Source organism: Alicyclobacillus sendaiensis NBRC 100866 (genome assembly GCF_001552675.1).
GTDB classification, from domain to species: Bacteria; Bacillota; Bacilli; order Alicyclobacillales; family Alicyclobacillaceae; genus Alicyclobacillus; species Alicyclobacillus sendaiensis.
The window spans coordinates 1-26428 of record NZ_BCRQ01000011.1; the positions used below are offsets into that span (position 1 = coordinate 1).

The following is a 26428-nucleotide window of genomic DNA, read 5'->3' on the forward strand; positions in this document are numbered from 1 at the left end:
GGAGGAGTCGATATGAGACGAAGGAGATGGATGTTGACGGCGAGCGCCGCGGCGGCGCTGGTCCTGGCGGGCTGCGGGACGGCGGCGGCGCAGGGGAGCGCCTCCAACACGGCGCACGCCAATCAGGCAGCCGGGAGCGCCGACTCGAAGCCGGTGGTGACGCTCACCTTCGGCTTCTGGGGTGACGCCAAGGAAGAAGCGGTCACCTTGGCAGCCGTGAAAGCGTTTGAGAAGCTCTATCCGAACATTCACATCCAGACGGAGTTCGGCGGACCGTTCAACCAGTACTTCACGAAGCTTTCGACCGAGGTCGCGGGCGGCAACGCGCCGGACATCATGCAGATGGACTATGACTATATTGATGCCTACGCAAAGGAAGGCCAGTTACTCAACTTAAAGGGGATAAAGGGGATCGACCTATCTACAATCAGCCCGAGTGTGCTGAAGAGTGGTTACTTGGATGGCGGGCTGTATGGAATTCCGAACGCAATTGACTGTTACAGCGTGATCTATGACCAGAACGCATTTGCGAAGGCAGGATATCATGGACAGCGCGTATCATGGGCGCAATGGGCTACGATACTCGAAAAGGTCCACAAGGTTACAGGAAAGTGGGCTGAAGATGACGACGAGAATTGGCAAACATTCGGTTACTGGGCTCGTCAACATGGTCAGCATCTGTACAATGCTTCGGGAACAAAGCTTGGGTTTACTGAAGGCACGCTTGTCTCATATCTCAACTACTGGGCTAACCTTCGCAAAGTGGGCGCTGTACCGCCGGGGACGGTGACATCGCTCATTAAACAGGCGGCGGATCCAACGGATCCAATGGTCCCAGGAAAATCTCTTGCTGAAATGACGTGGGATGCATATATTGTTAGCTTCCAAAGTGAGATGACAAAGCCATTGGGCATGGCTTTGCCGCCGGATCAACCAGGGGGGCCGGAGGGGCTCTACCTAAAGCCAAGTCAGTTCTGGAGCATCTACTCCAAGACGAAGTACCCGAAGCAGGCGGAACTCTTTGTAAACTTTCTGCTGAACAATATCGCAGCAGGAAAGGCCCTTGGTCTAGATCGAGGAATCCCGGTGTCCTCAACGGTTCGTGCTGCACTTGAAAAAGCGGGGCTAACACGCGGTGAACAGCAGGAATTTTCCTTGACGGACCAAGCTCTGAAGGTAGCTACTCCAATCGATCCGCCTCCACCGCAACCGAATAAGGAAATATCGCAGGATTTCGGGAACATGGTCCAAGCTGTGCAATACGGCAAGGAGACGCCGCAGCAAGGCGCCGAGCAGTTCATGCAGGAGGCCAACGACCTGCTTCAGAACGGCGGCGAATGACGTCTCCGAGGACAGGGCCCGGCGCACCGCCGGGCCATTCCGGAAAGCGGGGTGATTCCGTGGCTGTGGCAACCACGACCAGCGCAAGCGCGAAGGCGAGGGCCAAGGCGGGGAAGGCCGTGCGCCCGCGCAACGAAAAGGTGGCGTATTTGTTCTTGAGCCCGTGGATGTTCGGCCTGCTGGTGTTCTCGCTCGGGCCCATCCTGGTCTCGCTGTATCTCTCGTTCACGAACTACAACCTGTTGCAGCCGCCGAAGTGGATTGGCCTGCAGAATTACGTGCACATGTTCACGCAGAGCCAGCTGTTTGCCACGTCGCTCGTGGACACGCTGGAGTACATCTTAATTTCCGTGCCCATCAAGATGATCGTCGCCCTCGCCATCGCGCTGCTCTTGAGCCTTGAGGTCAAGGGCATTGGCGTCTACAGGACCGTGTACTACGTCCCCTCGCTCATCGGCACGAGCGTCGCCGTTGCGTATCTGTGGCAACAGATGTTCGGGTCCGACGGTCTCATCAACAAGGGCCTGGCGCTCGTCGGCATCCATGGGCCCAATTGGCTCGCCGAACCGCGCACGGCCCTGTTTACGCTGGCCATGCTGCAGGCCTGGCAGTTCGGTTCGGCGATGATGATCTTCGTAGCGGGTCTGAAGCAGATTCCCGAATCGCTGTATGAGGCCGCCATCGTGGACGGCGCCGGGCGTCTGTACCGCTTCTTCCGCATCACCCTTCCCATGCTGTCGCCCGTCATCTTTTTCAATCTCATCATGTCCATCATCAACGGCTTCACGCAGTTCACGCAGGGCTACATCGTCACCGACGGCGGGCCACTCAACGCGACGCTGTTCTTCGCGCTCTACCTGTACGAGGAGGCGTTCAACTTTCAAAACATGGGTTACGCCTCGGCGCTCGCTTGGTTCCTGCTCGTGTTGGTTGGGGTCCTCACGTTCCTCGTCTTCAAGTTTGGCAGCCGTTACGTGTATTACGAGTCCTGAAGAAAGGAGGCGGCGGCATGACGGGAACGCTGCGCACTCGGCGCGGGATCTTCCTCGCGCACGCCGTGCTCATCATCATCGGATTTCTCCTCATCTATCCCGTGCTGTGGATGGTGTTTGGCTCGTTCAAGCCGACGAATGAGATCTTTTCGAGCGCGTCGTTTTGGCCCAGGCACTGGACACTCGCGAACTATCCGCACGGGTGGAATGCCATCCCCGGGCTCCCGTTTGGGACCTTCATCCTCCATTCGCTGCTGGTGTCGTGCCTGGTGTCCGTGGGCACGGTTCTCTCGTCCGCCATCGTCGCGTTCGGATTCGCGCGCTTCACGTTTCGCGGCAAATCCATTCTGTTTGGCATCATGATGATCACCATGATGCTGCCCACACAGGTCACGCTGATCCCGCAGTACGCCATGTTCCACTATCTAGGTTGGATCAACACGTACTACCCGCTCATTGTGCCTGCATTCTTTGGTAGTCCGTTCTTCATCTTTCTCATCGTACAGTTCATTCGCGGGCTGCCGAAGGAGCTCGACGAGGCCGCGAAGATCGACGGCTGCAACGCCTTCACGCTGTTCGTGCGCGTCATCCTGCCACTCATCGTACCGGCGCTCATCACCACGGCCATCTTCAGCTTCATCTGGTGCTGGGATGACTTCTTCTCGCAGCTGATTTACCTGAACTCCGCGCAGAAGTTCACGGTGCCGCTCGGGCTTGAGTCCTTGGCGAACGCCGTCGCGCAGGAGGAGTGGGGGCCGCTGTTTGCCATGTCCACCGTGTCGCTCATTCCGCTCTTCCTCATCTTCTTCTTCCTGCAAAAGTACGTCGTCCGCGGCATCGCCACCACGGGCCTGCGCGGATGACCGCGAAAGGAGGTGAAATGCGTGCACAGGTGGAAACGAGGCGTCTCCGTCGGCGCGAGCCTGGCGCTCGCGGCTGCGGCTGTCACGGGGTGGACCGTCCACGCGCATGCCGCGCGGGCGGATGATGTGGCCCATCTCGTCGCACAGGCGGGCGATCTCGACGCGTCGCTCGGGCAGCTCTTGCACCAAGCGCCCTTCGCGATGCCGATGCCCCGCTTGCCGAACATCCTCCCGCGCGTCTACAGTATCACCGAGTTCGGCGCCAAACCGGGGCTGGGCCAGGTCAACACCCAGGCCATCCAGGCGGCCATCGACGCGGCGAGCCGTGACGGCGGCGGCATCGTCGACATCCCGCCCGGCTACTGGGTGACCGGTCCCATCGTGCTCAAGAGCCACGTCGATCTCAACGTCGAGTCCGGCGCGCAACTCCAGTTTTCGGGCGATCACGACCTGTATCCCCTCGTCCCGAGCGGGAGCTCGTATGTGGTGCAATCGCCCATCAGCGCGACGGGCGCGGTGGACGTCGCCATCACGGGTCACGGCGTGATCGACGGCGCCGGCAACACGTGGCGGCCGGTGGAAAAGTCGAAGCTGTCCGCGGGCCAGTGGAACGCGCTCGTCGCGTCGGGCGGCGTGGTGACGCCGGACGGGAGCACCTGGTGGCCGACGGCGCAGGGCGCCAACGCGCAGGCGTACATCAAGGCGCACCCCAACATGACCTACCAGGACTACCTGCAGGTGAAGGATTATCTGCGCCCGTACATGGTGTACTTCCAGGGTTGTCAGGGCGTGTGGCTAGAAGGAGTGACGTTTGAGAACTCGCCGTTTGCCACGGTCAAGGTGAACACCTCGAAGGACGTCGTCATCGACGAGGTGAACATCCGCAACCCGTGGTACGGCCAGAACACGGACGGCATCGACGTGTCGGCGGATCAGGACGTCGTGTTGTACCGCGACGTGATCGACACGGGGGACGACGGGATTGCGCTGGAGTCGAGCGGGAACGACGCCGCGGGTGTGTTCCATGAACAGGACGTCGTCGTGGCGGACTGCATCGTGCACAACGGCCACAGCGGCTTCGCGGTCGGCAGCTACACGGACGGCGGCATCCGAGACGTCTGGGTGACGGGCGACGTGTACGACGGCACGGAGTCGGGGCTTCGCTTCAAGAGCGGCGTCGGCAAGGGCGGGCTGGTGGAAGACATCGAGATGGATCACATCGTGATGCGGGACATCAGCGGCGCCGCCATCACGTTTGACGACGGCTACGTGGACAACGGCGCGGACACGTCGTCGCTTCAGGCGCCCGGCCCGAACTCGTACGTGCCGCAGTTTGAGAACATGACCATCGCCGACGTGACCTGCGAATACGCGGGCCAGTCCCTCTACATGAACGGGCTGCCGAATGCGCCCATCTCGAACATCACGCTGCAAAACGTGAGCATCACCGCCAACCAACCGCCGCAGATTCAGAACACCTCGAACCTTGTGGAGAATCAGGTGCAGATCCAGTCGGGCGTGACCATGCTCGGCGAGATCCCGCACTAAGAGACAGAAGACCAGGCAAAAGGCCGAGTCGCACCGGCGCGCTCGGCCTTTTTGGCGGCGCGCCCACCCCCAATTCGCATCCGAAGGGCGCGCAGCGCTCACAGCCCCAGGGAAAGCTCACTTCACGTGAATGAAGGTCACGAGCCCTCCCATCATGTCCACCTCGTCGTCCGGATTCATCATGTGATCGAGAATATGGCAGTGAAACATCCAATCGCCGCGCACGTCGGCCACAAATTCGACATCGGCCGTCTCCCCCGGCGCGATGGCGAGCACGTTCATGGGGCGGGGCTTGGGCAGCGGCCGGCCGTCCTCGGCCAGCAGCCAAAACGTCGTCTCGTGCACGTGCATGGCGTGGTAGCACATGCCGCTCTCGTACAGATGGGTGCCCACCATGTCCGGCGTGACGGTGAAGCGGTACACACCTTCGCCGCCAGGCGGGATGGGGCGCTGGGTCACGCCGCCAATGCCAAGCTGAGAGGCCGGCAGAGGCAGTCCTGGGAAGTTGAGCGTGGTCGGCTCGTTCAGCTCGTTTTTCAGCACGATTTGATCCCGCCGGGCAGGATGCGCGGCTTAAGCGCCACCTCGTTCATGAGGTTGACAGCGTCACGGTCTTCTTGTAGGATTTGGGCATTCGTCAGAACGGGCGGGGGCGTGGACAGCGGTTCATCGTCGCCCGTAACATTTTGCGTGGCCGCGCTGTTCTCTACAGCCATGGAGGCTGTGCCGCTCGCCATCTGCGCGTCGGCGTGGTGTAGCGCCGCCTCGGCGATGCCCGCCAGAGAAGCGGTCACAAAGCTCCAGACGGCCGCCCAAACGGCGCGGCGCAGGCGTTGGTTTCGCACGTGACAGACCCCCTCGCAATTCTCTGAGGGTATGATGAAGTCTGCATATGAAGAAAGGGTCGCGTTTTTGTGAACGCCACGTAAAAATTGAGGAGGACAAAACATGTGGTGGCTCCGGGGATTTGGGGCGTCGCATGCGTTTTCGCGAGGATTCTTCTCTCACGGCTATGGGTACGGCTACGGCGGCTATGGGCTCGGGCACATGTTTGTGAACGGGCTCGTGCACGGGCTCGGCTTCGGCATTGGCTACGGCATCGCGCGCCACATTCCGTTCACACTCCTTCTCCTCATCGCCGTCGTTGCGCTCGTTTGGTGGCTTGCGCGCAGGCGGTGAGATGGCCCCAGCCGAGGAGCTGGGGCCCATCGAGGTGAGCCGTGCGGTGCTTGCGTCGCGAGGAGCAGCCTTCGTGGGACATCACGATGGAAGGCGAGCTTCGAGCTGCGCGAGCGCGTCCTGAATGCGCGGCACCTCGTCCGCCAGCGTGGATTCGTCGAACGGCGAGCGGAGCCCCGCTTCGCCGACCAATTCCAGGAACGAGCGGCTGCCGCCCAGGCTGCAGAGCCGGAGGTACGACGCCCACGCCTTGGTCGGATCGTCCTGCATCCACAGGAAGTACTGCAGCGCGCACACCTGCGCCAGCGCGTAGTCGATGTAGTAGAACGGGTAGTTGTAGATGTGGAGCTGCCGTTGCCACAGGCCGCCTTCCTGAAGGTACGGCAGTCCTTCGTAAAACTCGTCGCTCCGGTTCAGGTAGATGCGCTCGAGTTCCCGCCACTTGGCCTTGCGCTCGGCAGGCGTCATCCCTGGATGCTCGTACACGGCGTGCTGGAATTCGTCGACCGCCGCCATATAGGCAATCGATACCACCGAATCCGCGAGGTGCGTGTAGAAGAACTTATCCGCGTTTTCCTGGAAGAAAAGCGGCATCCATTTCCACGTGAAGAACTCCATGCTCATCGAGTCGATCTCGGCCGCTTCCGCCGTCGGGAAGAAGTACTCGGGCAGCTTCATGTCGCGCGACTGGTAGGCCTGAAAGGCGTGCCCAGCCTCGTGCGTGAGGACCGTGACGTCGCCCAAGGTTCCGTTGAAGTTGGCGAAGATGAAAGGCGCTTTGTGGTTCGGGATGAACGTGCAATAACCGCCCACGCGCTTGCCCTCGCGGCTCAGCAGATCCATCAGTTCGTGGTCGAGCATGTATTGGAAGAACGCGTCCGTCTCCGGGGACAGCTCTTGGTACATGCGCCTGCCGTTGGCCAGGATGAAGGCCGGATCGCCCTTTGGCTTGGCGTTGCCGTCTCGGTACCATAGGTTGACGTCGTAGATGCGCAGGGAGGGGAGGCCGAGGCGCTCCCGCTGTTTCTCGCGGATCTCGGCGGCCAGCGGCACGATGTGCTTGCGAATCGCCTCGCGGAATGCCTGCGTTTCCTTCGGGCCGTAGTCCGTCCGGCTCATGCGGTCGTAGCCCATCTGGACAAAGTTCTCGTAGCCGAGTTTCTGCGCCATCGCCGTGCGCATCCGGACGAGATCGTCGTAGATCTCGTCGAAAGCGTCGCTGTGCTCGGCGAAAAAGCCGTACATGGCGCGCACGGCGTTCTCGCGCGTCTCGCGATCGGTCGACTCCGTGAACTTGGCCATCTGGCTCAGGTTGTACGTGTCGCCGCCGAACGGAATGCGTGCGCTCGCCACGAGATGGTTGTAGTCCGTCACGCGGGCATTGACCTTCTGCATGTCCTCCACAATCTCGTCGCCAAACGATCTCGTCTGCACCTCCGCCAGCCGGAACCACTGGCGCCCAAGGCGCTCCTCGAGCGACCTGCGGTGGGGTGAGGCGATGAGCGCCTTGCGCAGACGCGTCTCCAGCGCCTCGATTTCAGGCGAGGCCTCATCGAAAAACGCTTTCTCTGTCTTGTAAAACTCGTCCCGCGTGTCGATGGAGTTGCGGATGTACGCGAGCTCGAACATGGTTTGAAAGTCCATGCGCAGTCGGTTCAGGCTCTGCACGGCGTCAAGCGCCGCCTCGGGCGTCGTGGCGGCCTCGAATTCATCGATGAGCCGCAGCATGTCTCGCTTCACGGTTTCCAAGTCGGGGCGTTGGTACTTCATCTCGGAGAACTTCATGGCGTCCTCTCCCACTCGTCAGAAATGTTCGTCCGCTCAAGCATATCATAAATGGGCGTATCCGAATGGCGCGAGCCGTGCTACACTGGTGCCACAAGTGCCCGATTCGAGATGTGATGGGAGATGAATATGAAAGCGCCGTCTTCTGATCGCCGGTGGAATACGCCCGCTATCTATCTGCTGAACGTCACGCTGTACACGCGATTCCAGGAGGCGCTGGCGCTCTTTCCCGCCGAGGTGCCCGTGTTTGTGAATGCGAAGGTGCAGACGCGTTACGGAGAAGCGCTCCGGGCGCGGCGCGTGGGCGTGATCGACGCAGAGCGGCCCGTCACGCTCAAACCGCTCATGGAGGCGCTGGGCCAAGGTCCCGCGCTGGTGGCGCTCGACACGGATCAGCGCGGGTTTCAAGCCGTCGCGCGCTACGCCACGGAGCGGCGGATCCCGGTGGTCCCGGTGTACGGTCACTCGCTCGTCATCGACGACGAACATCCTCTGCCCTTCGACAATCCGCGTTCGGCGCTTGACACCCTGCAGCATTTCCTGCTGGAGAGCTACATCGGGCCGCGCACGCTCGCGTCCGTCAACCTGTTCGACGAACTCGTGCAGTCCGCGCGCTACTACGGGGAAGACCGCGTCATCGTGAAGGACCTGATGGGCCAGGCGCGGTACCGGGACGTGTTGCTCCAGAGCTACGTGCTCGGCACGGCGCTTCGCCGGCGGCTGAATCGCCATCGCGTCGGAGTGATGCTGCCTAACTCCGTCGGTCACGTCGTGGTCTTGTTCGCGATGTTTTACGCCGGATTGACGCCCGTCATGCTCAACTACTCGAGCGGGGTCCAAACCGTCGTCGACGCCTGTGAGACGGCGAGCGTCGACGTCATTCTGACGTCGCGCGAGTTCATCGAAAAGGGGCAACTTCAGGAGCTGGAGCAGGGTCTCACGGCGCGATACACGCTGCATTACATGGAGGATGTGCGCAAGGAGATTGGGCTTGGCGCCAAGCTCGCTGGGTTATGGGCGTTCCGGCGCAGGCGCCCGGCGCATCCCGGGTCCAACGAGATCATCCTTTTCACGTCGGGCAGCGAGTACCGCCCGCGTGGGGTCGTGCTCTCGCACGGGAACATCTACGCCAACGTCCAGCAGACGCGATCCGTCATCGACTTCGGCACCGAGGATCGGATGTTGAACGCCATGCCCATGTTCCACTCGTTTGGGCTCACGGCGGGGGCGCTGCTCCCGCTCATCGCGGGCATCCAGGTCTATCTGTATCCATCGCCGCTTCACTATAAGCGGATTCCGGAGATCTGCGGCCAGGAACAGTCTACCATTCTGTTTGGCACCTCGTCGTTCCTCGAAAAGTACGGGCAGAACGCGACGCCCGAGCAGTTTGCGCATCTGCGCTACGCCGTCGCCGGCGCGGAGCGGCTGAAACCTGATGTGGAGCAGGCGTGGCTCAAGAAGTTCGGGCTGCAGATCATGCAGGGATACGGAGCCACCGAGACGTCGCCCATCATGTCGCTCGACACGCCCATCAACCACAAGCAGGGATCGGTCGGGCGGTTCTTGCCCGGCATTCGCTATCGGCTGGAGCCCGTCGACGGCATTGAGCAAGGGGGGCTGCTGCACGTGCAGGGGCCCAACGTGATGAAGGGCTATCTGGTCCACGGCGAGGGCTTTGTCGAGCAGTCAGGCTGGTACAACACGGGCGACGTCGTCGACGTGGACGAGGATGGCTTCGTCACCATTGTCGGCCGGCTCAAGCGGTTCGCCAAGATTGCGGGCGAGATGATCTCGCTGAACCTCGTGGAGCAACTGGCGGCCCGCGCGTATGGCGATCCGGCCTTTGCAGCGGTCTCCATCCCAGACCCAGCACGCGGCGAGCGGATTGTGCTCGTCACCACGCATCAGGGCCTGACGCTCGCGCCCATGCGCGATCTCGTCGATCGAATGGGATATTCGCGCATGCATGTGCCCGCAGAGATCCGCGTGATCGACGAATTTCCTCTTCTGGGGAGCGGGAAGACCGACTACGTGACCCTGAAGGCCATGGTGGAAAATGGGCGCGCCTGACGCGGTTGCCGCTCACGCGGCTCGGCGGACGGGTTCGCCCCTCCCGTGGCGGAGCTTGGCCTTTCGACCCACCACATACGACACCACAGGGATCTTCATCAGGATGTACGCGGCGAGCATCGAGGAGAAGTAGCTGAACAAGACCGCGGCGGGCAAGAGCGCGTAGTGCAGCCACACGGGAATCCCGCGGCCGTCGAGATTGTCGATCACGACCTCCATGGCGTACAGCGGAAAGGGTTGGATGAGATAGATGCCGAATGAGGTCTGGGAAGCCACGCGGACAAAGCGCGAAAACGCCCGCCATCCAGGCCTCTCCTTGCGCTTGGACCACGCCAGGCCCGCGTACCAAAATGCGCACGTGACGACGAGACTGTAGGGCACCATGATGGGCTGGAGGACGAGCTCCGCGTCGTCCTCGCTGACGTGCATGACGAGTCGCTCGAGCATATAGTGCCCGAAGACGACGGCCAGCGAGGCCACGAGCACCGCGAAGAGCGCCTTCCGATGCCGCTCCATCCATGCGGACACCTGATCGTAGTGGCAGGCCAGGATGCCGCCCGCGATGAACCAGAATTGGTACATGACCAGGTTTCGGTCCCTGTAGGTGTAGAGATCGTACAGCCATTTCGGCCAACCGACGGGCGTGAGGCTGTCCAGGATGTTCTGGTTGAGCCACATGAGGCAGATCTCCAGCGCAAAGCTCGCCACGAGGATGTGAACGTGGTACTTTTCGGCCTTGCGGATGCCATAGAGCAGGAGAGGAAAGATCAGATACAGCTGCATGGAGACCACGAGAAAATAGAGAAAGAACATGTTGCCGGTCAGCAGATTGTGGATGACGGCGGGGGCCAGAGTGGACCACGACCACGAGAACCCCGGCGTCAACAGGGCCACAAACGCGATATACGCCAGTGTCCAGACCACGTACGGAATCACGATGAGCTGGAACCGTTTCCGCCAAAACGGGAGCGGCTGAAACGGATCCTGATGAAGGTAGGTGGTGAAGAGCACGAGTCCGGTGACGAACATGAACGTCTCGCGCGTGAAGTGCGTCGCCGTGATGAGCGCGCCGAGCGCGTAAAACCCGGGCGTCCCGTCGCGGTTGAGCACGTTGAAGAAGGACAGCGTGTGCACGGTGAGCACGCCGAGAATGACAAACGCTCGCATCAAGTCAATCTCGTCTAGGTACCGCTTCCCCACGAGCACCTTGCCCCCTGTCTCTCTCGAAATTCACCTTAGGATACCAGAACAATCTCGAACTCGTTTCGAAAGGCAGAGGCGCACTGCGGCGCATTCCGGCGCGCCGTGCACAGAGGCGCGTGTCCGGGGCGCTGTTTCGCCTTGGGAGCGAAGCGCTTTCTTCGCCATCCACACGTGGTCATCACCTGGCGTCTCGTGGGGTGCAGGCTCCAACAAGAGGGCTCCTGCACACATCCTGCGCCTTCAACATACGGGTCGCATGCTCAAAATTTCATCAAATTTGAGCGTGCTGCGCGACGGCAATGCGCGAAGTGGCCGCATTCAGGGGCATGGATTCAGGGCGTGCGCCGTACACTTGCAATGGAACAAGCCCGGATCCCATCGAAGCTGCTTGCGGTACAATGCTCGCCAAAGACATCTTCGTCTCCCCATGTGACGCTCATCTCATGTCGTTTGCGTCTTTCCCAAACCGCAACGAATCCCAATCGGTCGCTCTTCGCCTCATCAGGCCAGGAGGTGTGGTCAACTTGACGCGTTTGTGGACCTCCATGGTGGCTCGGCTCCCGTTCTGGCGGCTGATGTTGTACGGCGCGGCGGCATCGCTCCTCTTTTTCGCGGGGAGCCTCGCGCTCGGCTTGAGCCAAGGCCGCGTGTGGCCGACATTGTCGCTGATCGGCACGTCCATTGTGCTGGAGGCTCAGCCTGCCGCCGCCGCGAGCATTCCGCTCGGGTTCGATCCGTCGACCGGAGCCGGCATCGCCATCCTCGCCAACATGATTGCGGTGCCCATCCTCATGGTGGGATTTCGGGAGGCCATGCATCGATTTCGCTTCGTGCGAAAGCGGATGGAGAAAGCGGAGGCGCTGTCGCGCAGGTACGCGAAGTACGGCGTCTGGATCCTCGCGCCGCTGTGCCCGCTCCTTGGGGCGTATGCCTGTCTTGCCATCGGCAGCGTGCTGCGCTGGAACCCGCTGCGGGTGCTGGGGGCCGTCGTGGTGGGCATGGTGGCTTCCGCGTTTGTCATCGCGTACGGCGGATCGGCGCTCCTGAGGTGGGTTCACCTCTAATTGGTGGGACGGCGAGTGAATGGACGCTCATCGCGGGAGCGCCATCCCTCGCGCGGGCGCGCAGGGATGACGCCTGCTCGTCAAAAGGCAGCCGTCGGGCGCATACGCTCGTCCTCGTTGGCATATACAACAGCGAGGGCTGCTGCACCGGGTGTGCGCCCCGCCTCGCACAGGCAGAGCGGAGGAGACCGACCGTTCCAAATTATTTGTTTTGTACAACGAAAAGTTACGCAGCGCAATTGCAGTTCGTCACCTGACTTTGGTACGCTTTCAGTTAAGACCAGGCTTTATCGATTCATGATGCGGAACACCTGTCGAGCGAGGGGGTGTGAGCGCGCGGATTTGCCTGTGCGGAACGTCGTGAGGCGGAGCGTCAGTTTCACACTCTGGTGTAATCGAGGTGTTGACTACGTTACTCGATTCCATTCATGACCCAAAAGACCTGAAAAAACTCAGCGAGTCGCAGTTGGTGACGTTGGCTCAGGAAATTCGCGATTTTCTCGTCACGTCCATTTCCAGGACCGGCGGGCATTTCGGCGCCAACATGGGCGTCGTGGAACTGACCATCGCGCTGCACCGCGTGTTTGACAGCCCTCGAGACAAGATCATCTGGGACGTCGGCCACCAGGGGTACGTGCACAAGATCCTCACGGGCCGCAAGGACATGTTCCCGACGCTCCGCAAACTGGGCGGACTGGCCGGATTTCTGAAGCGGTCCGAGAGCGAGCACGACCCGTTCGGCGCGGGCCATTCGTCCACGAGCATCTCCGCCGCGCTCGGCATGGCGGTCGCGCGCGATTTGCGCAACGAGGATTATCACGTCATCGCCGTGATCGGTGACGGGGCCCTCACGGGGGGCATGGCCATGGAGGCCATGAACCACGCGGGCGATCTCGGCACCGATCTCATCGTCATTTTGAACGACAACGAGATGTCGATCTCGAACAACGTCGGCGCGGTGTCGAAGTACCTCACGAGGCTTCGGTCCGATCCAAACTACGCGCGCGCCAAGCAGGACATCGACCACCTCCTGCGCCACCTGAGCAACGTGGGCCAGAAGGTGACCAAGGTGCTGGACCGCGCGATGGAAGCGGCGCGCCACATGATCCTGCCCATCACGCCGTTTGAGGGCTTCGGTTTCAAGTACATCGGGCCCATCGACGGCCACGATCTTCGCCAGCTCATCCCGGTCTTGGAGCGCGTGAAGGAACTCAAGGGTCCCATCCTGCTCCACGTCCTGACGCAGAAGGGCAAGGGATATCCGCAGGCGGAGAATTCGGAGGACAAGTGGCACGCGTGGCCGAGCGCGGCCAAGCCTAACCAAGCGCCTTCGTACACGAGCGTGTTTGCGCAGACCGTCGCGGAGATGGCGAGAAAGGACGAGCGAATCGTCGTGGTCACGCCCGCCATGCTGTCGGGCAGCGGGCTGGTGAAGTTTCAGAAGGAGTTTCCGACGCGCACGTTCGACGTGGGCATCGCGGAGCAGCACGCGGCGACGTTCTGCGCCGGGCTCGCCGCCGCTGGGAAGCGGCCGATCTTCGCGGTCTACTCGACGTTCTTGCAGCGCGCATACGATCAGACGATCCACGACATCTGCATCCAGAACCTCCCGGTGGTGCTGGCGGTGGATCGCGCCGGGATCGTCGGGCCGGACGGGGAGACACACCAGGGCGTCTTCGACATCGCCTACCTGCGGACGGTGCCGAACATGTCCATCATGATGCCGAAGGACGAGAACGAGCTCCGGCACATGCTGTTCACGGCGATGCAGCACGATGGGCCGGTGGCCGTGCGGTACCCGCGGGCGGACGGCGTCGGCGTGCCGATGGACGAACCGCTGCACGCGCTGCCCTGGGGGAAAGCCGAGGTGCTGCGTGAGGGCCGGCACATCACCATTGTGGCGCTCGGGCCCATGGTGCCCGAGGCGATGAAGGCCGCGGAGCGACTCGCCGCCAAGCATCAGATTGAGGCGACGGTCGTGAACCTGCGCTTCGTGAAACCGCTCGACGAAGAGCTGCTCTTGAGCCTGGCGAAGACGGGCCGCCCGATGCTCACCGTGGAGGAGGCGTCGCTCGCGGGCGGCATGGGATCGGCCATCGCCGAGTTACTCGCCGATCGCGGCGTCATGGTGCCGTTGCGCCGGAAGGGCGTGCCGGATCACTTTGTGGAACACGGAGGCCGCGACGAGGTCCTCCAGCGGCTGGGACTTTGCGCCGACGGCATTGTGGAAGACGCGCTGGAACTCATGCGCCAAGCCCAGGCCGGTCAAGTGCCACACGCGCTGAATCGGGTTGGCACGTGATGGCACGCGCTCGGGCGGAGAGAAAGAGGGAGGCCGTATGACGTTGACGCGAGACGTCCGGCAGCGGCGCAAGGTCGAGCACGTTCACGCCGTTCAAGCGCTCGGCGATCCGACGGGCGTCTCGAATGGGTTCGAGTGCGTCTCGCTCGTGCCTTGCTCGGCGCCGGAGGTGGCCTGGGACGACGTGTCCCTGGCCACCGAGCTCTGCGGCATCCGCCTGGAATCGCCGATCCTCATCAACGCGATGACGGGCGGCGCCGACGAAGTGTACGACATCAACCGCAAGCTGGCGCAGGCCGCGCGCCGGTTTGGCTTGGCCATGGCCCTCGGCTCCGCGTCGGCGGGGCTCGCCTCGCCGGAGGTGGCGTACACGTATCGCGTGGTGCGGGAGATCCACCCGGACGGCGTGGTCATCGCCAACGTAGGCATGGGCACGGGGCTGGAGCGCGCGCGGAAGGCCGTCGAGTTGGTGCGCGCGGATCTGCTTCAGGTCCACTTCAACGCTGCCCAGGAGCTGTTTATGGCGGAGGGCGATCGCGACTTTCGCGGCGCGCTCGAGGCGCTGGCGGAAGTCGCGCGCGGCGCGGGCGTGCCGGTGATTGCCAAAGAGGTGGGGCAGGGGATTTCGGCGGAAGACGCCGCCCGGTTCGCGGACGCCGGCGTGCGCGCCATCGACGTGGGCGGCCTCGGCGGGACGAACTTCATCGCGGTGGAAGCCTGGCGGCGGGGCGCCGAGATCGACGAATTTTGGAGCCGGTGGGGCCTGCCGACGGCCGCATCGCTCTGCGAAGTCGCGGCGGCGGTCGGCGGGCGCGTCGATGTCATTGCGTCGGGCGGCATCCGCACGGCGCTCGACGTCGCCAAAGCTATGGCGCTCGGCGCGAAGGCGGTGGGCATCGCGGGGCCGCTCGTCCGACTGGTGACGCAGCCGAACGGGGAAGAACAACTACATCGTTTTATTGAGGATCTTCATGTCGGGCTGCGGGCCCTGCTCGTGCTCACCGGCTGTCGCAATTTCTCCGACTTGCGCGGTAAGCCCGTCGTCATCCTGGGATGGCTCCGGGAATGGCTCGAGGCGCGGGGCCTGAAGGCGTGGATGGACGCACGGGCACGGGCTTCGCTCGGCGCGTGAGGTAAGAATGGGTCATTTGCGATCGCCCCAAACCAGGGATATCCTTTCCTTTAGATGGCCTTTTTTCTACGTATTCATGTGTCGAATCGGATTGAGGAGGAGGGATTGGCATGGCGCGACAGTCGTTCTCCGCGACGGTCGACATGGTGAAGTACCTGGCGAAAAACCGAATCAAGGGCATCAAGCGGTATCCCATGGTCCTCATGCTCGAGCCGACGGAGCTGTGCAACCTGACGTGCACAGGCTGCGGGAAGATCCGTCAGAGCCCGGACGTTCTCAAGATGCGGATGACCGCAGAGGACTGCTTCAAGGCCATCGACGAGTGCGGTGCGCCCGCCGTGTCCATCGCGGGCGGAGAGCCGCTCGTCCACCCGGAGATTGTCGAGATCGTCAACGGCATGCTGGAGCGGCGCAAGCTCGTGATGCTTTGCACCAACGGCATCCTGTTGCACCGCGTCCTCGACAAGCTGAAGCCTCACCCGAACTTCACCTTTGTGTTCCACCTGGACGGCAAGCGCGAGCACCACGACAAGATGGTGGAGCGCAAGGGCGTGTTCGACATCGTGATGAAGGGTATCAAGGCGGCGAAGGAGCGCGGATTCCGCGTCGCCACCAACACCACGCTGTACAAGGGCGCGAGCGCGGAGGATACGGCCGAGCTGTTGATGGAGCTCATGGAGATGGGCGTGGACAACTGCATCGTGTCGCCCGCGTTCACGTATGAGGAGGTGGATCCGTCCCACAGCGACATCTTCCTGCACCGCAAGGAAGTGCACCAGTTGGTGCGGGACATCATGGCGCGCTGCGGGGATCGCATCCGCTTCTACGATACGCCCATCTACTTCGACTTCCTGCAGGGCAAGCGCGAATTGCGCTGCACGCCGTGGGCCATGCCGAACCGCAACCCGAAGGGATGGAAAGGCCCCTGCTATCTCCTGACGGACGAACATTATGAGACGTTCCAGGAGATGATGGAGAAGACGAACTGGGACGAGTTCGGCTACGGCGAGAACCCGCGCTGCGCGAGCTGCATGATGCACTCCGGCTACGAGATGGCGGCCCTCAAGGCCCTGACGCCGCGCGACACCTGGCGCTTGGTTCGGTGGTTCTTCGCCTCGTGACGACGCTCGTCGTCACCGCGCTCGGGTTTGAGCGCGCGGCGTTCCGCCATCTCGCGCGCCTTCCGGGCTGGCGCGTCGCCTCGACGGGCGTGGGACCCGCGCGCGCTTCGGAAGGGCTCGCGCAACTCCTTCGCGGCGAGCGGCCCGCGCTCGTCGTCGGCGCCGGCGTGTGCGGCGCGCTGGACCCCGGCCTGCGCCTGGGCGATCTCGTCCTGCCGCGAGAGGCGGTGACCGCGGACGGCGGGTGCGAGCCCATCGCCCTCGACGGCGCGCTCTGCCACCTCGCTCGCCGCTTCGCCGAGGTGCGCGGATCCACGGCGCACATCGGCGGTCGCATCGTGTCCGTGGAGCGCATCGCTTCGACGCCGGCGGACAAGCGCGAGCTGGCGCGCCGGATCGGGGCGGCTGCGGTCGATCAGGAGACGTTCGCGTGGGCGCGCGTGGCCCGCGAGGCGGGCGTTCCGTTTGTCGCCGTCCGCGTGGTGCTGGACGAGGCCGGCGAGCCTCTCGCCTCCTGGCGGCCGTCCGCGTGGCGGAGCGCCCTGCGCCTGCCGTCGCGCGCGCTGCGGGCGCGCGACACGCTTCGCGCTTTCGGGAGGGAATGGCCATGCTGGCGTTCGTGACCGGGGGATCCGGCTTTGTGGGCTATCACGTCGCCCGGGTGCTGGTCGAGCACGGCCACCGCGTGCGCGCGTTGGTGCGCCATCCCGGCCGTGCTCCGCATCTCCAGGCGCTCGGCGTCGACCTGATTCAGGGCGATCTCGCCACTGGCGAAGGCCTGCGTGCCGGGATCGACGGCTGCGACGCCGTGTTTCACGTGGCGGCGCACTACTCGCTCGATCCGCGCGACGACGCGCTGATGTACGCCGCGAATGTGGAGGGGACGCGCCGCGTGCTGGAAGCCGTGCGCGAGGCCGGGGGACCGCGGCTCGTCTACACGAGTTCGACCGCAGCGGTCAAGCTCCGGCACGACGGGAAGCCTTCGACCGAGGCCGACGGCTTCAACGATCCGGACCGGGTCGTGAGCACGTACAAGCGGACCAAGGTGCTCGCGGAGCGCCTGGCGATGCAGGCGGCCGCCGAGGGCATGGACGTGGTCATCGTCAATCCGTCTACGCCCGTCGGCCCGTACGACGTGAAGCCGACGCCGACGGGGCGCATTGTGCTGGACACGATGCACGGCAGGATGCCCGGCTACGTCGAGACGGGGCTCAACCTCGTGGCGGTAGAGGACGTCGCCCTCGGTCACCTGCTCGCGTACGAGCGCGGGCGAGCGGGCGAGCGGTACATCCTCGGCAACCGGAACATGCACTTTGGCGAGCTCGTCCGGCTCATCGCGGAGCTCGCCGGACAGAGGCCGCCGCGGCTGCGGATCCCCTTCTTTGCGGCCATGGCCTATGCCGTGATCGACGAGCGGGTGCTGGCGCCGCTTCTGAAGCGGCCGGTGCGGGCGCCGGTGGCCGGCGTCAAGCTCGCCAGGGAGCCGATGTATTTCGACGCGTCCAAGGCGGTGCGGGAGCTCGGCCTTCCGCAGTCGCCGGTGGAGGACGCACTGGTTCGCGCCATCGAATGGTTTCGGAGCGCCAAGATGGCGTAACGCGATATGCTGTCGTGAAAGGGGGAGGTCGGATGGCGGAGCAGTTGGTGGAAGCGCCGGCCTACGCGCGGACGCTGGACCGCGCGGTGGCGTATTTGCTCTCCTGCCAAAAGGACGAAGGCTACTGGTGGGGGCCGCTTCTCAGCAACGTCACGATGGAAGCGGAATACGTCCTGTTGTGCCATATTCTCGATCGCGTCGATCGCGATCGCATGGAGAAGATCCGCCGTTATCTGTTGCACGAGCAGCGCGAAGATGGCACGTGGGCGCTGTATCCCGGCGGGCCGCCGGACCTCGACACGACCATCGAGGCGTACGTCGCGCTCAAGTACATCGGCATGACGCGCGACGAAGAGCCGATGCAGAAGGCGCTGCGGTTCATCCAGAGCCAGGGCGGGGTGGAGTCGTCGCGCGTGTTCACGCGGATGTGGCTCGCGCTCGTGGGCGAGTATCCGTGGGAAAAGGTGCCGATGGTGCCGCCGGAGATCATGCTCCTCGGCAAGCGCATGCCGCTCAACATCTACGAGTTTGGCTCGTGGGCCCGCGCGACGGTCGTGGCGCTCAGCATCGTCATGAGCCGCCAGCCGGTGTTTCCGCTGCCCGAGCACGCGCGCGTGCCGGAGCTGTACGAGACCGACGTTCCACCGCGCCGGCGCGGCGCCAAGGGAGGCGGCGGGCGGATGTTCGAGGCCTTGGACCGCTTCCTCCACGCCTACCAGAAACTTTCCGTTCACCCGTTCCGCCGCGCGGCCGAGATCCGCGCCTTGGACTGGCTGCTCGAGCGCCAGGCCGGAGACGGCAGCTGGGGCGGGATTCAGCCGCCGTGGTTCTACGCGCTCATCGCCCTCAAGATCCTCAACATGACGGATCACCCCGCGTTCATCAAGGGGTGGGAGGGCCTCGAGCTCTATGGCGTGGACCTGGATTACGGCGGCTGGATGTTTCAGGCTTCCATCTCGCCGGTCTGGGACACGGGGCTCGCCGTCCTCGCGCTTCGCGCCGCAGGACTTCCGGCCGATCACGACCGGCTGGTCAAGGCGGGCGAGTGGCTGTTGGACCGGCAGATCACCGTGCCGGGCGACTGGGCAGTGAAGCGCCCGCATCTGAAGCCAGGCGGCTTCGCGTTCCAGTTCGACAACGTCTACTACCCGGACGTGGACGACACCGCCGTCGTCGTGTGGGCGCTCAACACCCTGCGCTTGCCGGACGAGCGCCGCAGGCGGGACGCCATGACCAAGGGATTCCGCTGGATTGTCGGCATGCAGAGCTCAAACGGCGGCTGGGGCGCCTACGACGTCGACAACACGAGCGATCTCCCCAATCACATCCCGTTCTGCGACTTCGGCGAAGTGACGGATCCGCCCTCCGAGGACGTCACCGCCCACGTGCTCGAGTGCTTCGGCAGCTTTGGATACGATGACGCCTGGAAGGTCATTCGCCGCGCGGTGGAGTACCTCAAGCGGGAGCAGAAGCCGGACGGCAGCTGGTTCGGGCGATGGGGTGTCAATTACCTCTACGGCACGGGCGCCGTGGTGTCGGCGCTGAAAGCGGTCGGGATCGACATGCGCGAGCCGTACATCCAAAAGGCGCTCGACTGGGTTGAGCAGCACCAGAACGCTGACGGCGGTTGGGGCGAGGATTGCCGCTCGTACGAAGATCCGGCGTACGCGGGCAAGGGCGCGAGCACGCCGTCGCAGACGGCTTGGGCGCTCATGGCGCTCATCGCGGGCGGCAGGGCGGAATCGGAGGCCGCGCGCCGCGGCGTGCAATACCTCGTGGAGACGCAGCGCCCGGACGGCGGCTGGGATGAGCCGTACTACACCGGCACGGGCTTCCCGGGGGATTTCTACCTCGGCTACACGATGTACCGTCACGTGTTTCCGACGCTCGCGCTCGGCCGCTACAAGCAAGCCATCGAGCGCAGGTGAGGGTTGCGATGGGATCTGTGCCAGTCGAACTCCGGGGCGATTTCGAGGTCTGCCGCCGGCTCACGCGAAGCCACTACGAAAATTTCTCGGTGGTGTCGCTGTTCGTGCCGCGCCATCTTCGTCCGCACTTTTATTCGATTTATGCCTTTTGTCGCGGCGTGGACGATCTCGGCGACGAATACGCGGGAGATCGCATGGCGGCCCTCGACGCCTACGAGGAGGAGCTGCGGCGCGCGTTCGCGGGCGAGGCCACCACGCCCGCGTTCCGCGCCCTTCAGTTCACCATCGCCACCTGCCGCCTGCCCATGGAGCCGTTCCTGCGGCTCATCGAGGCCAACCGGCGGGATCAGCGCCAGCACACGTACGACACCTGGGAAGATCTCCGCGATTACTGCCGCTACTCGGCCGATCCCGTCGGCCGGCTCGTCCTCGGCGTCTTCGGCTGCCTGGACGACGAGCGCGCGCGCCTTTCCGACGCCACGTGCACCGCGCTGCAGGTGGCCAACCACATGCAGGACATCGAGCGCGATCTCGCCCTCGGCCGCATCTATGTTCCGCGCGCGGATCTCGAGCAGTTCGGCGCGTCCCTCGACGACATTCGCGCTCGGCGAGCGACGGACGGCGTGCGCCAGGCCGTTCGGCTCGAGGTGGACCGCGCGCAGGCGCTCTTCGACGAGGGCAAACGGCTCGAGTCGCTCGTTCCGCGAAGCCTCGCGCGGCAGCTGAAGCTCTACCGGCTCGGAGGCGAGGCGATTCTCACCGCCATTCGCCGCCAGGGCTACAACCCGTTTGCCGGCAGACCCGTGGTCTCGGGCCAGCAAAAGCTCCGCATCGCGCTCTCGGTGCTCGCCGGCGGCGCGAGTGGCGAAGGAGGGTCGGCATGAATTTGGCCACGGCCTACGAGTACTGCGCGCAAAAGACGCGGGAGGCCGGCAGCTCGTTCTACTACGGCATGCGCATGCTGCCGCCCGCCAAGCGCCGCGCGATGTACGCCATTTACGCGTGGAGCCGCCTCTGCGACGACGCGGTGGACGATCACACGGGCGCCGAGGCCGCCTCTCACCTCCTGACCGCCGAGCGCATCTACCAGGCCGCCTACGCCGACGACTACCATGCGTCGTCCGATCCCGTCGTTCTGGCGCTCGGCGACGCGGTGAGGCGCTACGGCATTCCCGAGGAGCCGTTTCAACATCTCATCCGCGGCATGCGGGTCGACATGGCGCCCGTGCGCCTCAAGTCCCAGGCGGATCTCGACGCCTACTGCGACGACGTCGCCGGCACCGTCGGCCTCATGTGCGTGCATATCTTCGGCTACCGCGACCCGCGCGCCCTGGATCTCGCGCGGGACATGGGCCGCGCGCTGCAAATCACCAACATCCTGCGTGATCTCGCCGAAGACCTCGCGCGGGACCGGGTGTATTTACCGGAGGAGGAGATGGAGCGGTTCGGCTACTCCCTGGCCGATCTGGCCGCGCGGCGCATGACGCCTGCCTTTTTCGCCCTCATGCGCGCGCAGGCCGAGCGCGCGAAGGCGTACTACGCGCGCGCCGCGGAGCTCTGTTCGCTCGTCGAGCCCGACAGCCTGCGCTGCCTCAGCATGCTGTACGTTATGTACCGGCGCCTCTTGGACAAGATTGAGGCCCGCGGCTTTCGGGTGTTCGACGAGCGCATCTCGCTCAGCGGATCGCAGAAACTGAGGCTTCTGTGGGGGGTCCTATGGAACAAGCGCGCAATCGGATCATCGTCGTCGGCGCGGGCTTCGCGGGGCTGAGCGCCGTCCATCACCTGCTTCGCGCCGGTGTGCCGGGGGAACGCGTCGTGCTCTTGGAGCGCGCGCCGCACGTGGGCGGCCGCGCCTTTTCCTTTGTCGACCGGGAGTCGGGCCACGTCTTGGACAACGGCCAGCACGTGCTCCTCGGCTGCTGCACGTCTTTCACGCGCCTCCTGGACGAATGGGCCCGCCACCCCGGCGTCCGCTTTCAACCGCTTTTGTCCATCCCCGTGTACGCCGATGGGGGCTTTCGCACCATCGAGAGCCGCAGGTTGCCCGGGCCGCTTCATCTCGTCCCCTCGCTTTTGCGCTACGCGCACGTCTCGCTCGACGGGCGCCTGCGCATTGCCCAGGCTGCGTTCGCCATGCTCGGCGCTCCATCTCGCGATCTCGACGCGCAGTCGTTCCGCACCTTTCTCGAGCGCCACGGGCAGACGGACGAGGTCATCCGCCGCGTCTGGGATCTCGTCGGCACCGCGATCCTCAACGGCCACGCGGACAATATCTCCGCCGGGCTTGCCGTCGAATCGTTTCAGATAGGCTTTTTGCGCGGACCGGAGCCCAGCCGACTCGGCCTGTTCACGCGACCGCTCGGTGACCTCGCCGAGGAGGCCGCGGTGTCTCTCAGGGCGCAGGGCGTCGAGGTGCGGCGCGGCCGCGCGGTCGGGATCGCCGCGGACGATGTCGGTGTGACGAGCGTGCGGCTCGCGGACGGCTCGTCGCTTGAAGCGCGCTGCGTCATCCTCGCCGTTCCGCACGATCAGGCGCGGGCCCTTCTTCCCGACGGCGCCATCGACCGCGCGGCGTGGCTTCACCGCGCGCGCTACAGCCCCATTTTGAATGTGTACCTCGAATATCCGCAGCGCGTCATGGACCTGGACGTCGCGGCCTCGTTCGCGATGGGCGGCATGTTTGTGTTCAACCGCGGCCGTCTGCTGGAGGATGCCGAGCTCGACGGGCGACTGTTGTCCATCTCCATCTCGGCGGCCGACGCATATCGGTCGTGGGACGCGGACGAGATCATCCGAAGCGTGGAAGCCGCGGTGGCGGAGATGTTTCTGGCGGCGAGGGAAGTAGGCACATCGTGGCGCAAGGTGGTGTGGCAGCCGAAGGCGACGTTTCTCGCGGAACCGGGGTTGGGCCTGAAGCGTCCGGGCGTTCGAACCCGCCTGCGCGGCCTGTACCTCGCCGGCGATTGGGTGGACACGGGCTGGCCGGCCTGCCTGGAGGGGGCCGTTCGGAGCGGCGAGATGGCGGCCGCGGCCGCGAGCGAGGACGGGTTGTCGTGAGGGCAGGGCGCGCCGCGAGGGGGGGCGCCTTCACGCGGTCACTGACCTTTCGATGCGGTTTCAAGGTTGGAGAAGCATACTAAGCGCAGAAAAGGTCAAGACCTGGATAAAGGGTGATCGTGCATGCGGTTCTATCGTCCGCGCTCAGACAGCGGCTTCTTTTACGAACCGGGTGGAACGCTGCGCTGGGTGGTGACCGTCGTGGTGTCGGCGCTCGTCGGGGCAGGCGCGACGCTCGGCGTGATTGCCGCGACGCGCAACGGGAGCCTGTCGCTCAACACCACCAGCAACGCCACGTCGCCGGCTTCGGCCACCAAACCCATGTCGGTGAACGTGAACATCAACGATGACATCACGCAGGTGGTGAAGAAGGTCGAACCTGACGTGGTGGCCGTGGTCAACTACACGACCACCAGCAACTTCTTCACGCAGCAGTCGCAGACCCAGGAGTCGGACATCGGCTCGGGCGTGTACTTCTACAAGAATGGTGACAACGCGTACATTGTCACGAACAACCACGTGGTCCAGGGCGGATCGAAGGTGCAAATCGTCCTCATGACCAACAAGCGCGTGAACGCGACGGTGGTGGGGACGGATCCGTACACGGATCTCGCGGTCCTGCGCGTGCCCGCCTCCACGTTCCCGGGCATTCAGCCGGTCCAATTCGCGAACTCGGACGACATTCAGGTGGGAGAGCCGGCCATCGCCATCGGCACGCCGATGGGCCTGGACTTCGCCGATACGGTGACGGCCGGGATCATCAGCGGCGATCAGCGGATGATGCCGGTGGAGGATCCGACGTCGGACGCCGTGCTCGACTATCAGCCCGTCATCCAGACGGACGCCGCCATCAACCCCGGCAACAGCGGCGGACCTCTGTTGAACGCGGCCGGCCAGGTGGTGGGCATCAACTGTAGCAAGATCGTGGCGCCGAACTTCGAGGGCATGGGCTTTGCGATTCCGTCGAACGAGGTGCTGAACATCGCCTTCCAGATCATCAAGACGGGGCACGCGGTGCACCCGGCGCTCGGCATCGAGGGCATTGACCTGTCGAGCATCCCGAGCGGGTATTTGCCAAACAACATCCCCGTGGACTACGGCGTGTACGTGGAGTCGGTGGCTTCGGCCAACGCCAAGCGCGCCGGGCTGCAGCAGGGCGACGTCATCATCGCGCTCGCCGGCAAGACGGTGCAGTCCATCGCGGATCTGCGCACGGAGCTGTTCACGCTGAAGCCGGGGCAGACGGTGCCCATCGTGGTGTACCGGGGCGCCAGGAAGTTGACGCTCCAGATCAAGATTGGCGAGGAACAGTCGCCCAACACGACCGAGAGCGGGAATTCGGCCAACCAGTCGTCGCAGAACCCGTTCTCGTCGGGAGGCGGGAGCATCTTCCCGAGCCCGTTCAATTCGACCAATCCGTTTGGCTACTGAGTCGCGTCAGGCCGGGGCATGCCCCCGGCTTTTGTTTGTCGGAAGCAAGCTTTCGCAGGAAGGCCGAGGGTGTTGCCCGCCCAGGAGGCGGCGACATCGCTCGGCCTTTCGGATCGCATGATATGGATTGATATTCCATATCATACCCTAGGAGGTGATGGAGGTGAAAAGTGGTGTGCGGATTCGCCCTCGGCGCCGGGCGCAGGTCCATACGCCGAATCCGGGCGGGATGGCCGAGCGTGAAGGTGGGACGGGCGGGGATGCGGCGAGCGGCGAATTGGCCCCGTCGGAGCCGGGAGGGCGCTCCCCGACAAAGCGGCTTCACCGCGCTCTGGAGGACAATCTCGCCGTCTTGCACCAGCTCTTCGCGGATTGCTCGGACGTGCAGTTTCGGCATCTCGAGCTCGAAGCCGGACGCGCCGCGGCGCTTGTCTACTTCACCGGCATGGTGGAGCTCGAGGAGCTCGGCGTGGAGGCGCTTCAGCCGCTCCTGACCGCGTTCCATCCGCACACCGTGGGGGATTACGACCCGCGGCAATTGGCCGGGCGATCGCTGCCGGTCGCGCAGGCGGACGTCGTGCAGACCGTGGACGACGTCGTCGACGCGATTGTGCTGGGGCGCGCGGTCCTGTTTGTGGACGGCTTCGACGCCGCCGTGTCGCTCACCACCACTTCGCCGCCGCGACGCGCCATCTCGGAACCGGAAACGGAGTCCGTGGTCCGCGGGCCGCGCGAGGGGTTCACCGAGGACATCATCGTCAATATGTCGCTCTTGCGCCAGAAACTGCGCACGCCCAAGCTGAAGTCCATCCCCTACTACGTCGGCACATACACGAAGACGGAGGTTCGGCTGGTCTACGTCGAGGGACTGGCGGACGAGAAGGTGATTGCGGAGGCGAAGCGCCGGATCGAGGGCATCGAAATCGACGGCGTGCTCGAGAGCGGATACCTGGAGGAACTCATCGAAGACCAGCCGCTGTCGCCCTTTCCGCAGTTTCAGTACTCGGAGCGCCCCGACACGGTTGCGGCGCAGCTTTTGGAGGGCCGGTTCGCCATCCTCACCAACGGGACGCCGTTCGCCCTCGTGGCGCCGGTGACGTGGTGGCAGTTTCTTCAAGCGAGCGAGGATTATTACGAGCGCTTCTTTTTGGTCTATCTCGTCAGGGTGTTGCGGTACGTCTCGCTGTTCATCGCGCTCTTTCTCCCGGCGATGTACATCGCGGTGACCACCTACCACCAGGACATGCTGCCCACGAACCTCGTCATCAGCATCGCGGCAGCTCGCGAAAGCATTCCGTTTCCGGCCATCCTCGAGGCGCTCATTATGGAGCTCACCTTCGAGGCGCTCCGAGAGGCGGGTATCCGCCTGCCGCGGGCCGTGGGGAACGCCGTCAGCATCCTGGGCGCGCTGGTGATTGGCGAGGCGGCCGTCGAAGCGGGGATTGTCTCGGCGCCCATGGTCATCATTGTGGCGCTGACCGGGATCGCGTCTTTCACAGTGCCGCGGTACAACGCGGCCATCGCCATCCGCCTCCTGCGTTTCCCCATGATGCTTTTGGGGGCAGTGCTCGGCATGTTCGGCCTCGTGATGGGCGTCATGTGGGTCACGGTCCACCTGTGCAAGCTGCGGTCGTTCGGCGTTCCCTATTTGTCCGGTTTCGCGCCCTACAAGCGCCAGGAAGTCAAAGACCTGTTTGTGCGGCCGCCCTGGTGGCAAATGGTCTATCGGCCGTCCTCGTACGCGAAGCAAAACCGCAAGCGCATGAACAAGCAGATGATGCCGCGCCCGGAAAGCAACCCGCAGTGATGGGG

General features: G+C 64.0%; 22 protein-coding genes. 18 read left to right on the top strand and 4 right to left on the bottom strand.

The features are described 5' to 3' along the window. The 4 genes from AS26_RS03600 to AS26_RS03615 all read left to right on the top strand — a co-directional run. The coding region (locus AS26_RS03600) for an ABC transporter substrate-binding protein (RefSeq protein WP_245629586.1) at positions 1 to 1341 on the top strand (1341 nt) is incomplete at its 5' end. 59 nt (positions 1342 to 1400) lie between these two features. After that, positions 1401 to 2333 carry a carbohydrate ABC transporter permease gene (locus AS26_RS03605; RefSeq protein WP_083515968.1) on the top strand — a complete coding sequence of 311 codons (933 nt, stop codon included), beginning with the start codon at positions 1401 to 1403 and terminating at the stop codon, positions 2331 to 2333. Between the two features lie 17 nt (positions 2334 to 2350). Continuing rightward, the gene (locus AS26_RS03610; RefSeq protein WP_062306200.1) at positions 2351 to 3196 is read left to right on the top strand and encodes a carbohydrate ABC transporter permease; all 846 of its coding nucleotides are present in this window, start codon (positions 2351 to 2353) and stop codon (positions 3194 to 3196) included. 21 nt (positions 3197 to 3217) lie between these two features. Beyond that, the gene (locus tag AS26_RS03615) at positions 3218 to 4744 is read left to right on the top strand and encodes a glycoside hydrolase family 28 protein (RefSeq protein WP_062306201.1); all 1527 of its coding nucleotides are present in this window, start codon (positions 3218 to 3220) and stop codon (positions 4742 to 4744) included. 117 nt (positions 4745 to 4861) lie between these two features. Here the strand turns inward: AS26_RS03615 and AS26_RS03620 are convergent, their stop codons facing one another. Both AS26_RS03620 and AS26_RS14160 read right to left on the bottom strand, forming a co-directional pair. Beyond that, positions 4862 to 5287, bottom strand: coding sequence for a multicopper oxidase domain-containing protein (locus AS26_RS03620; RefSeq protein ID WP_062306203.1), 426 nt, complete (start codon positions 5285 to 5287; stop codon positions 4862 to 4864). Next, a complete protein-coding gene (locus tag AS26_RS14160; protein ID WP_062306204.1) occupies positions 5281 to 5589 on the bottom strand; it encodes a hypothetical protein in 309 nt (102 codons plus the stop codon). The genes AS26_RS03620 and AS26_RS14160 overlap by 7 nt, the downstream gene beginning before the upstream one ends. 103 nt (positions 5590 to 5692) lie before the next feature. Here AS26_RS14160 and AS26_RS03630 point away from each other — a divergent pair, with 103 nt between their 5' ends. After that, the gene (locus AS26_RS03630; RefSeq protein ID WP_062306205.1) at positions 5693 to 5923 is read left to right on the top strand and encodes a hypothetical protein; all 231 of its coding nucleotides are present in this window, start codon (positions 5693 to 5695) and stop codon (positions 5921 to 5923) included. A gap of 81 nt (positions 5924 to 6004) precedes the next feature. Here AS26_RS03630 and AS26_RS03635 read toward each other — a convergent pair whose 3' ends face one another. Then, entirely contained in the window at positions 6005 to 7708 is a 1704-nt protein-coding gene (locus AS26_RS03635) for a M3 family oligoendopeptidase (protein ID WP_062306207.1), read from the bottom strand. A 123-nt stretch (positions 7709 to 7831) separates the two neighbouring features. Between AS26_RS03635 and AS26_RS03640 the strand changes: the two genes are divergently transcribed. After that, complete coding sequence (locus AS26_RS03640; protein WP_245629587.1) at positions 7832 to 9778, top strand: AMP-binding protein; 1947 nt, start codon at positions 7832 to 7834, stop codon at positions 9776 to 9778. Positions 9779 to 9790: 12 nt separating this feature from the next. On the opposite strand, the gene AS26_RS03645 is transcribed toward AS26_RS03640, so the two are convergent. Then, positions 9791 to 10978 (bottom strand): acyltransferase, encoded by a 1188-nt coding sequence (locus tag AS26_RS03645; protein WP_062306259.1) that lies wholly within the window; start codon positions 10976 to 10978, stop codon positions 9791 to 9793. A gap of 527 nt (positions 10979 to 11505) precedes the next feature. Between AS26_RS03645 and AS26_RS03650 the strand changes: the two genes are divergently transcribed. The 12 genes from AS26_RS03650 (at position 11506) to AS26_RS03705 (ending at position 26423) form a co-directional block, all read left to right on the top strand. Beyond that, a complete protein-coding gene (locus tag AS26_RS03650; protein WP_245629588.1) occupies positions 11506 to 12045 on the top strand; it encodes a small multi-drug export protein in 540 nt (179 codons plus the stop codon). 400 nt (positions 12046 to 12445) lie between these two features. Beyond that, positions 12446 to 14347: a 1-deoxy-D-xylulose-5-phosphate synthase gene (gene dxs / locus AS26_RS03655; RefSeq protein WP_062306210.1), complete on the top strand. Its 1902-nt coding sequence runs from the start codon at positions 12446 to 12448 to the stop codon at positions 14345 to 14347. Between the two features lie 37 nt (positions 14348 to 14384). Beyond that, positions 14385 to 15479 (top strand): type 2 isopentenyl-diphosphate Delta-isomerase, encoded by a 1095-nt coding sequence (gene fni, locus AS26_RS03660; protein WP_245629589.1) that lies wholly within the window; start codon positions 14385 to 14387, stop codon positions 15477 to 15479. A 110-nt stretch (positions 15480 to 15589) separates the two neighbouring features. Further along, positions 15590 to 16600, top strand: coding sequence for an adenosyl-hopene transferase HpnH (gene hpnH / locus AS26_RS03665; protein WP_062306215.1), 1011 nt, complete (start codon positions 15590 to 15592; stop codon positions 16598 to 16600). After that, positions 16582 to 17223, top strand: a complete 642-nt coding sequence (locus tag AS26_RS03670; protein ID WP_245629590.1) for a phosphorylase family protein — start codon at positions 16582 to 16584, stop codon at positions 17221 to 17223. The genes hpnH and AS26_RS03670 overlap by 19 nt, the downstream gene beginning before the upstream one ends. Continuing rightward, positions 17208 to 18197, top strand: coding sequence for a hopanoid-associated sugar epimerase (hpnA, locus tag AS26_RS03675; protein ID WP_062306216.1), 990 nt, complete (start codon positions 17208 to 17210; stop codon positions 18195 to 18197). Before AS26_RS03670 ends, hpnA begins: the two co-directional genes overlap by 16 nt. 32 nt (positions 18198 to 18229) lie before the next feature. Continuing rightward, a complete protein-coding gene (gene shc, locus AS26_RS03680) occupies positions 18230 to 20125 on the top strand; it encodes a squalene--hopene cyclase (protein ID WP_062306217.1) in 1896 nt (631 codons plus the stop codon). Positions 20126 to 20133: 8 nt separating this feature from the next. Next, positions 20134 to 21009, top strand: coding sequence for a squalene synthase HpnC (gene hpnC / locus AS26_RS03685; protein WP_062306219.1), 876 nt, complete (start codon positions 20134 to 20136; stop codon positions 21007 to 21009). Then, positions 21006 to 21896 (top strand): phytoene/squalene synthase family protein, encoded by an 891-nt coding sequence (locus AS26_RS03690; RefSeq protein WP_062306220.1) that lies wholly within the window; start codon positions 21006 to 21008, stop codon positions 21894 to 21896. The genes hpnC and AS26_RS03690 overlap by 4 nt, the downstream gene beginning before the upstream one ends. Beyond that, the gene (gene hpnE / locus AS26_RS03695) at positions 21842 to 23185 is read left to right on the top strand and encodes a hydroxysqualene dehydroxylase HpnE (RefSeq protein ID WP_062306222.1); all 1344 of its coding nucleotides are present in this window, start codon (positions 21842 to 21844) and stop codon (positions 23183 to 23185) included. The genes AS26_RS03690 and hpnE overlap by 55 nt, the downstream gene beginning before the upstream one ends. 123 nt (positions 23186 to 23308) lie before the next feature. Next, the gene (locus AS26_RS03700; RefSeq protein WP_062306223.1) at positions 23309 to 24616 is read left to right on the top strand and encodes a S1C family serine protease; all 1308 of its coding nucleotides are present in this window, start codon (positions 23309 to 23311) and stop codon (positions 24614 to 24616) included. 157 nt (positions 24617 to 24773) lie between these two features. Continuing rightward, entirely contained in the window at positions 24774 to 26423 is a 1650-nt protein-coding gene (locus AS26_RS03705) for a spore germination protein (RefSeq protein ID WP_083515969.1), read from the top strand. The last annotated feature ends 5 nt before the right edge of the window (positions 26424 to 26428 follow it).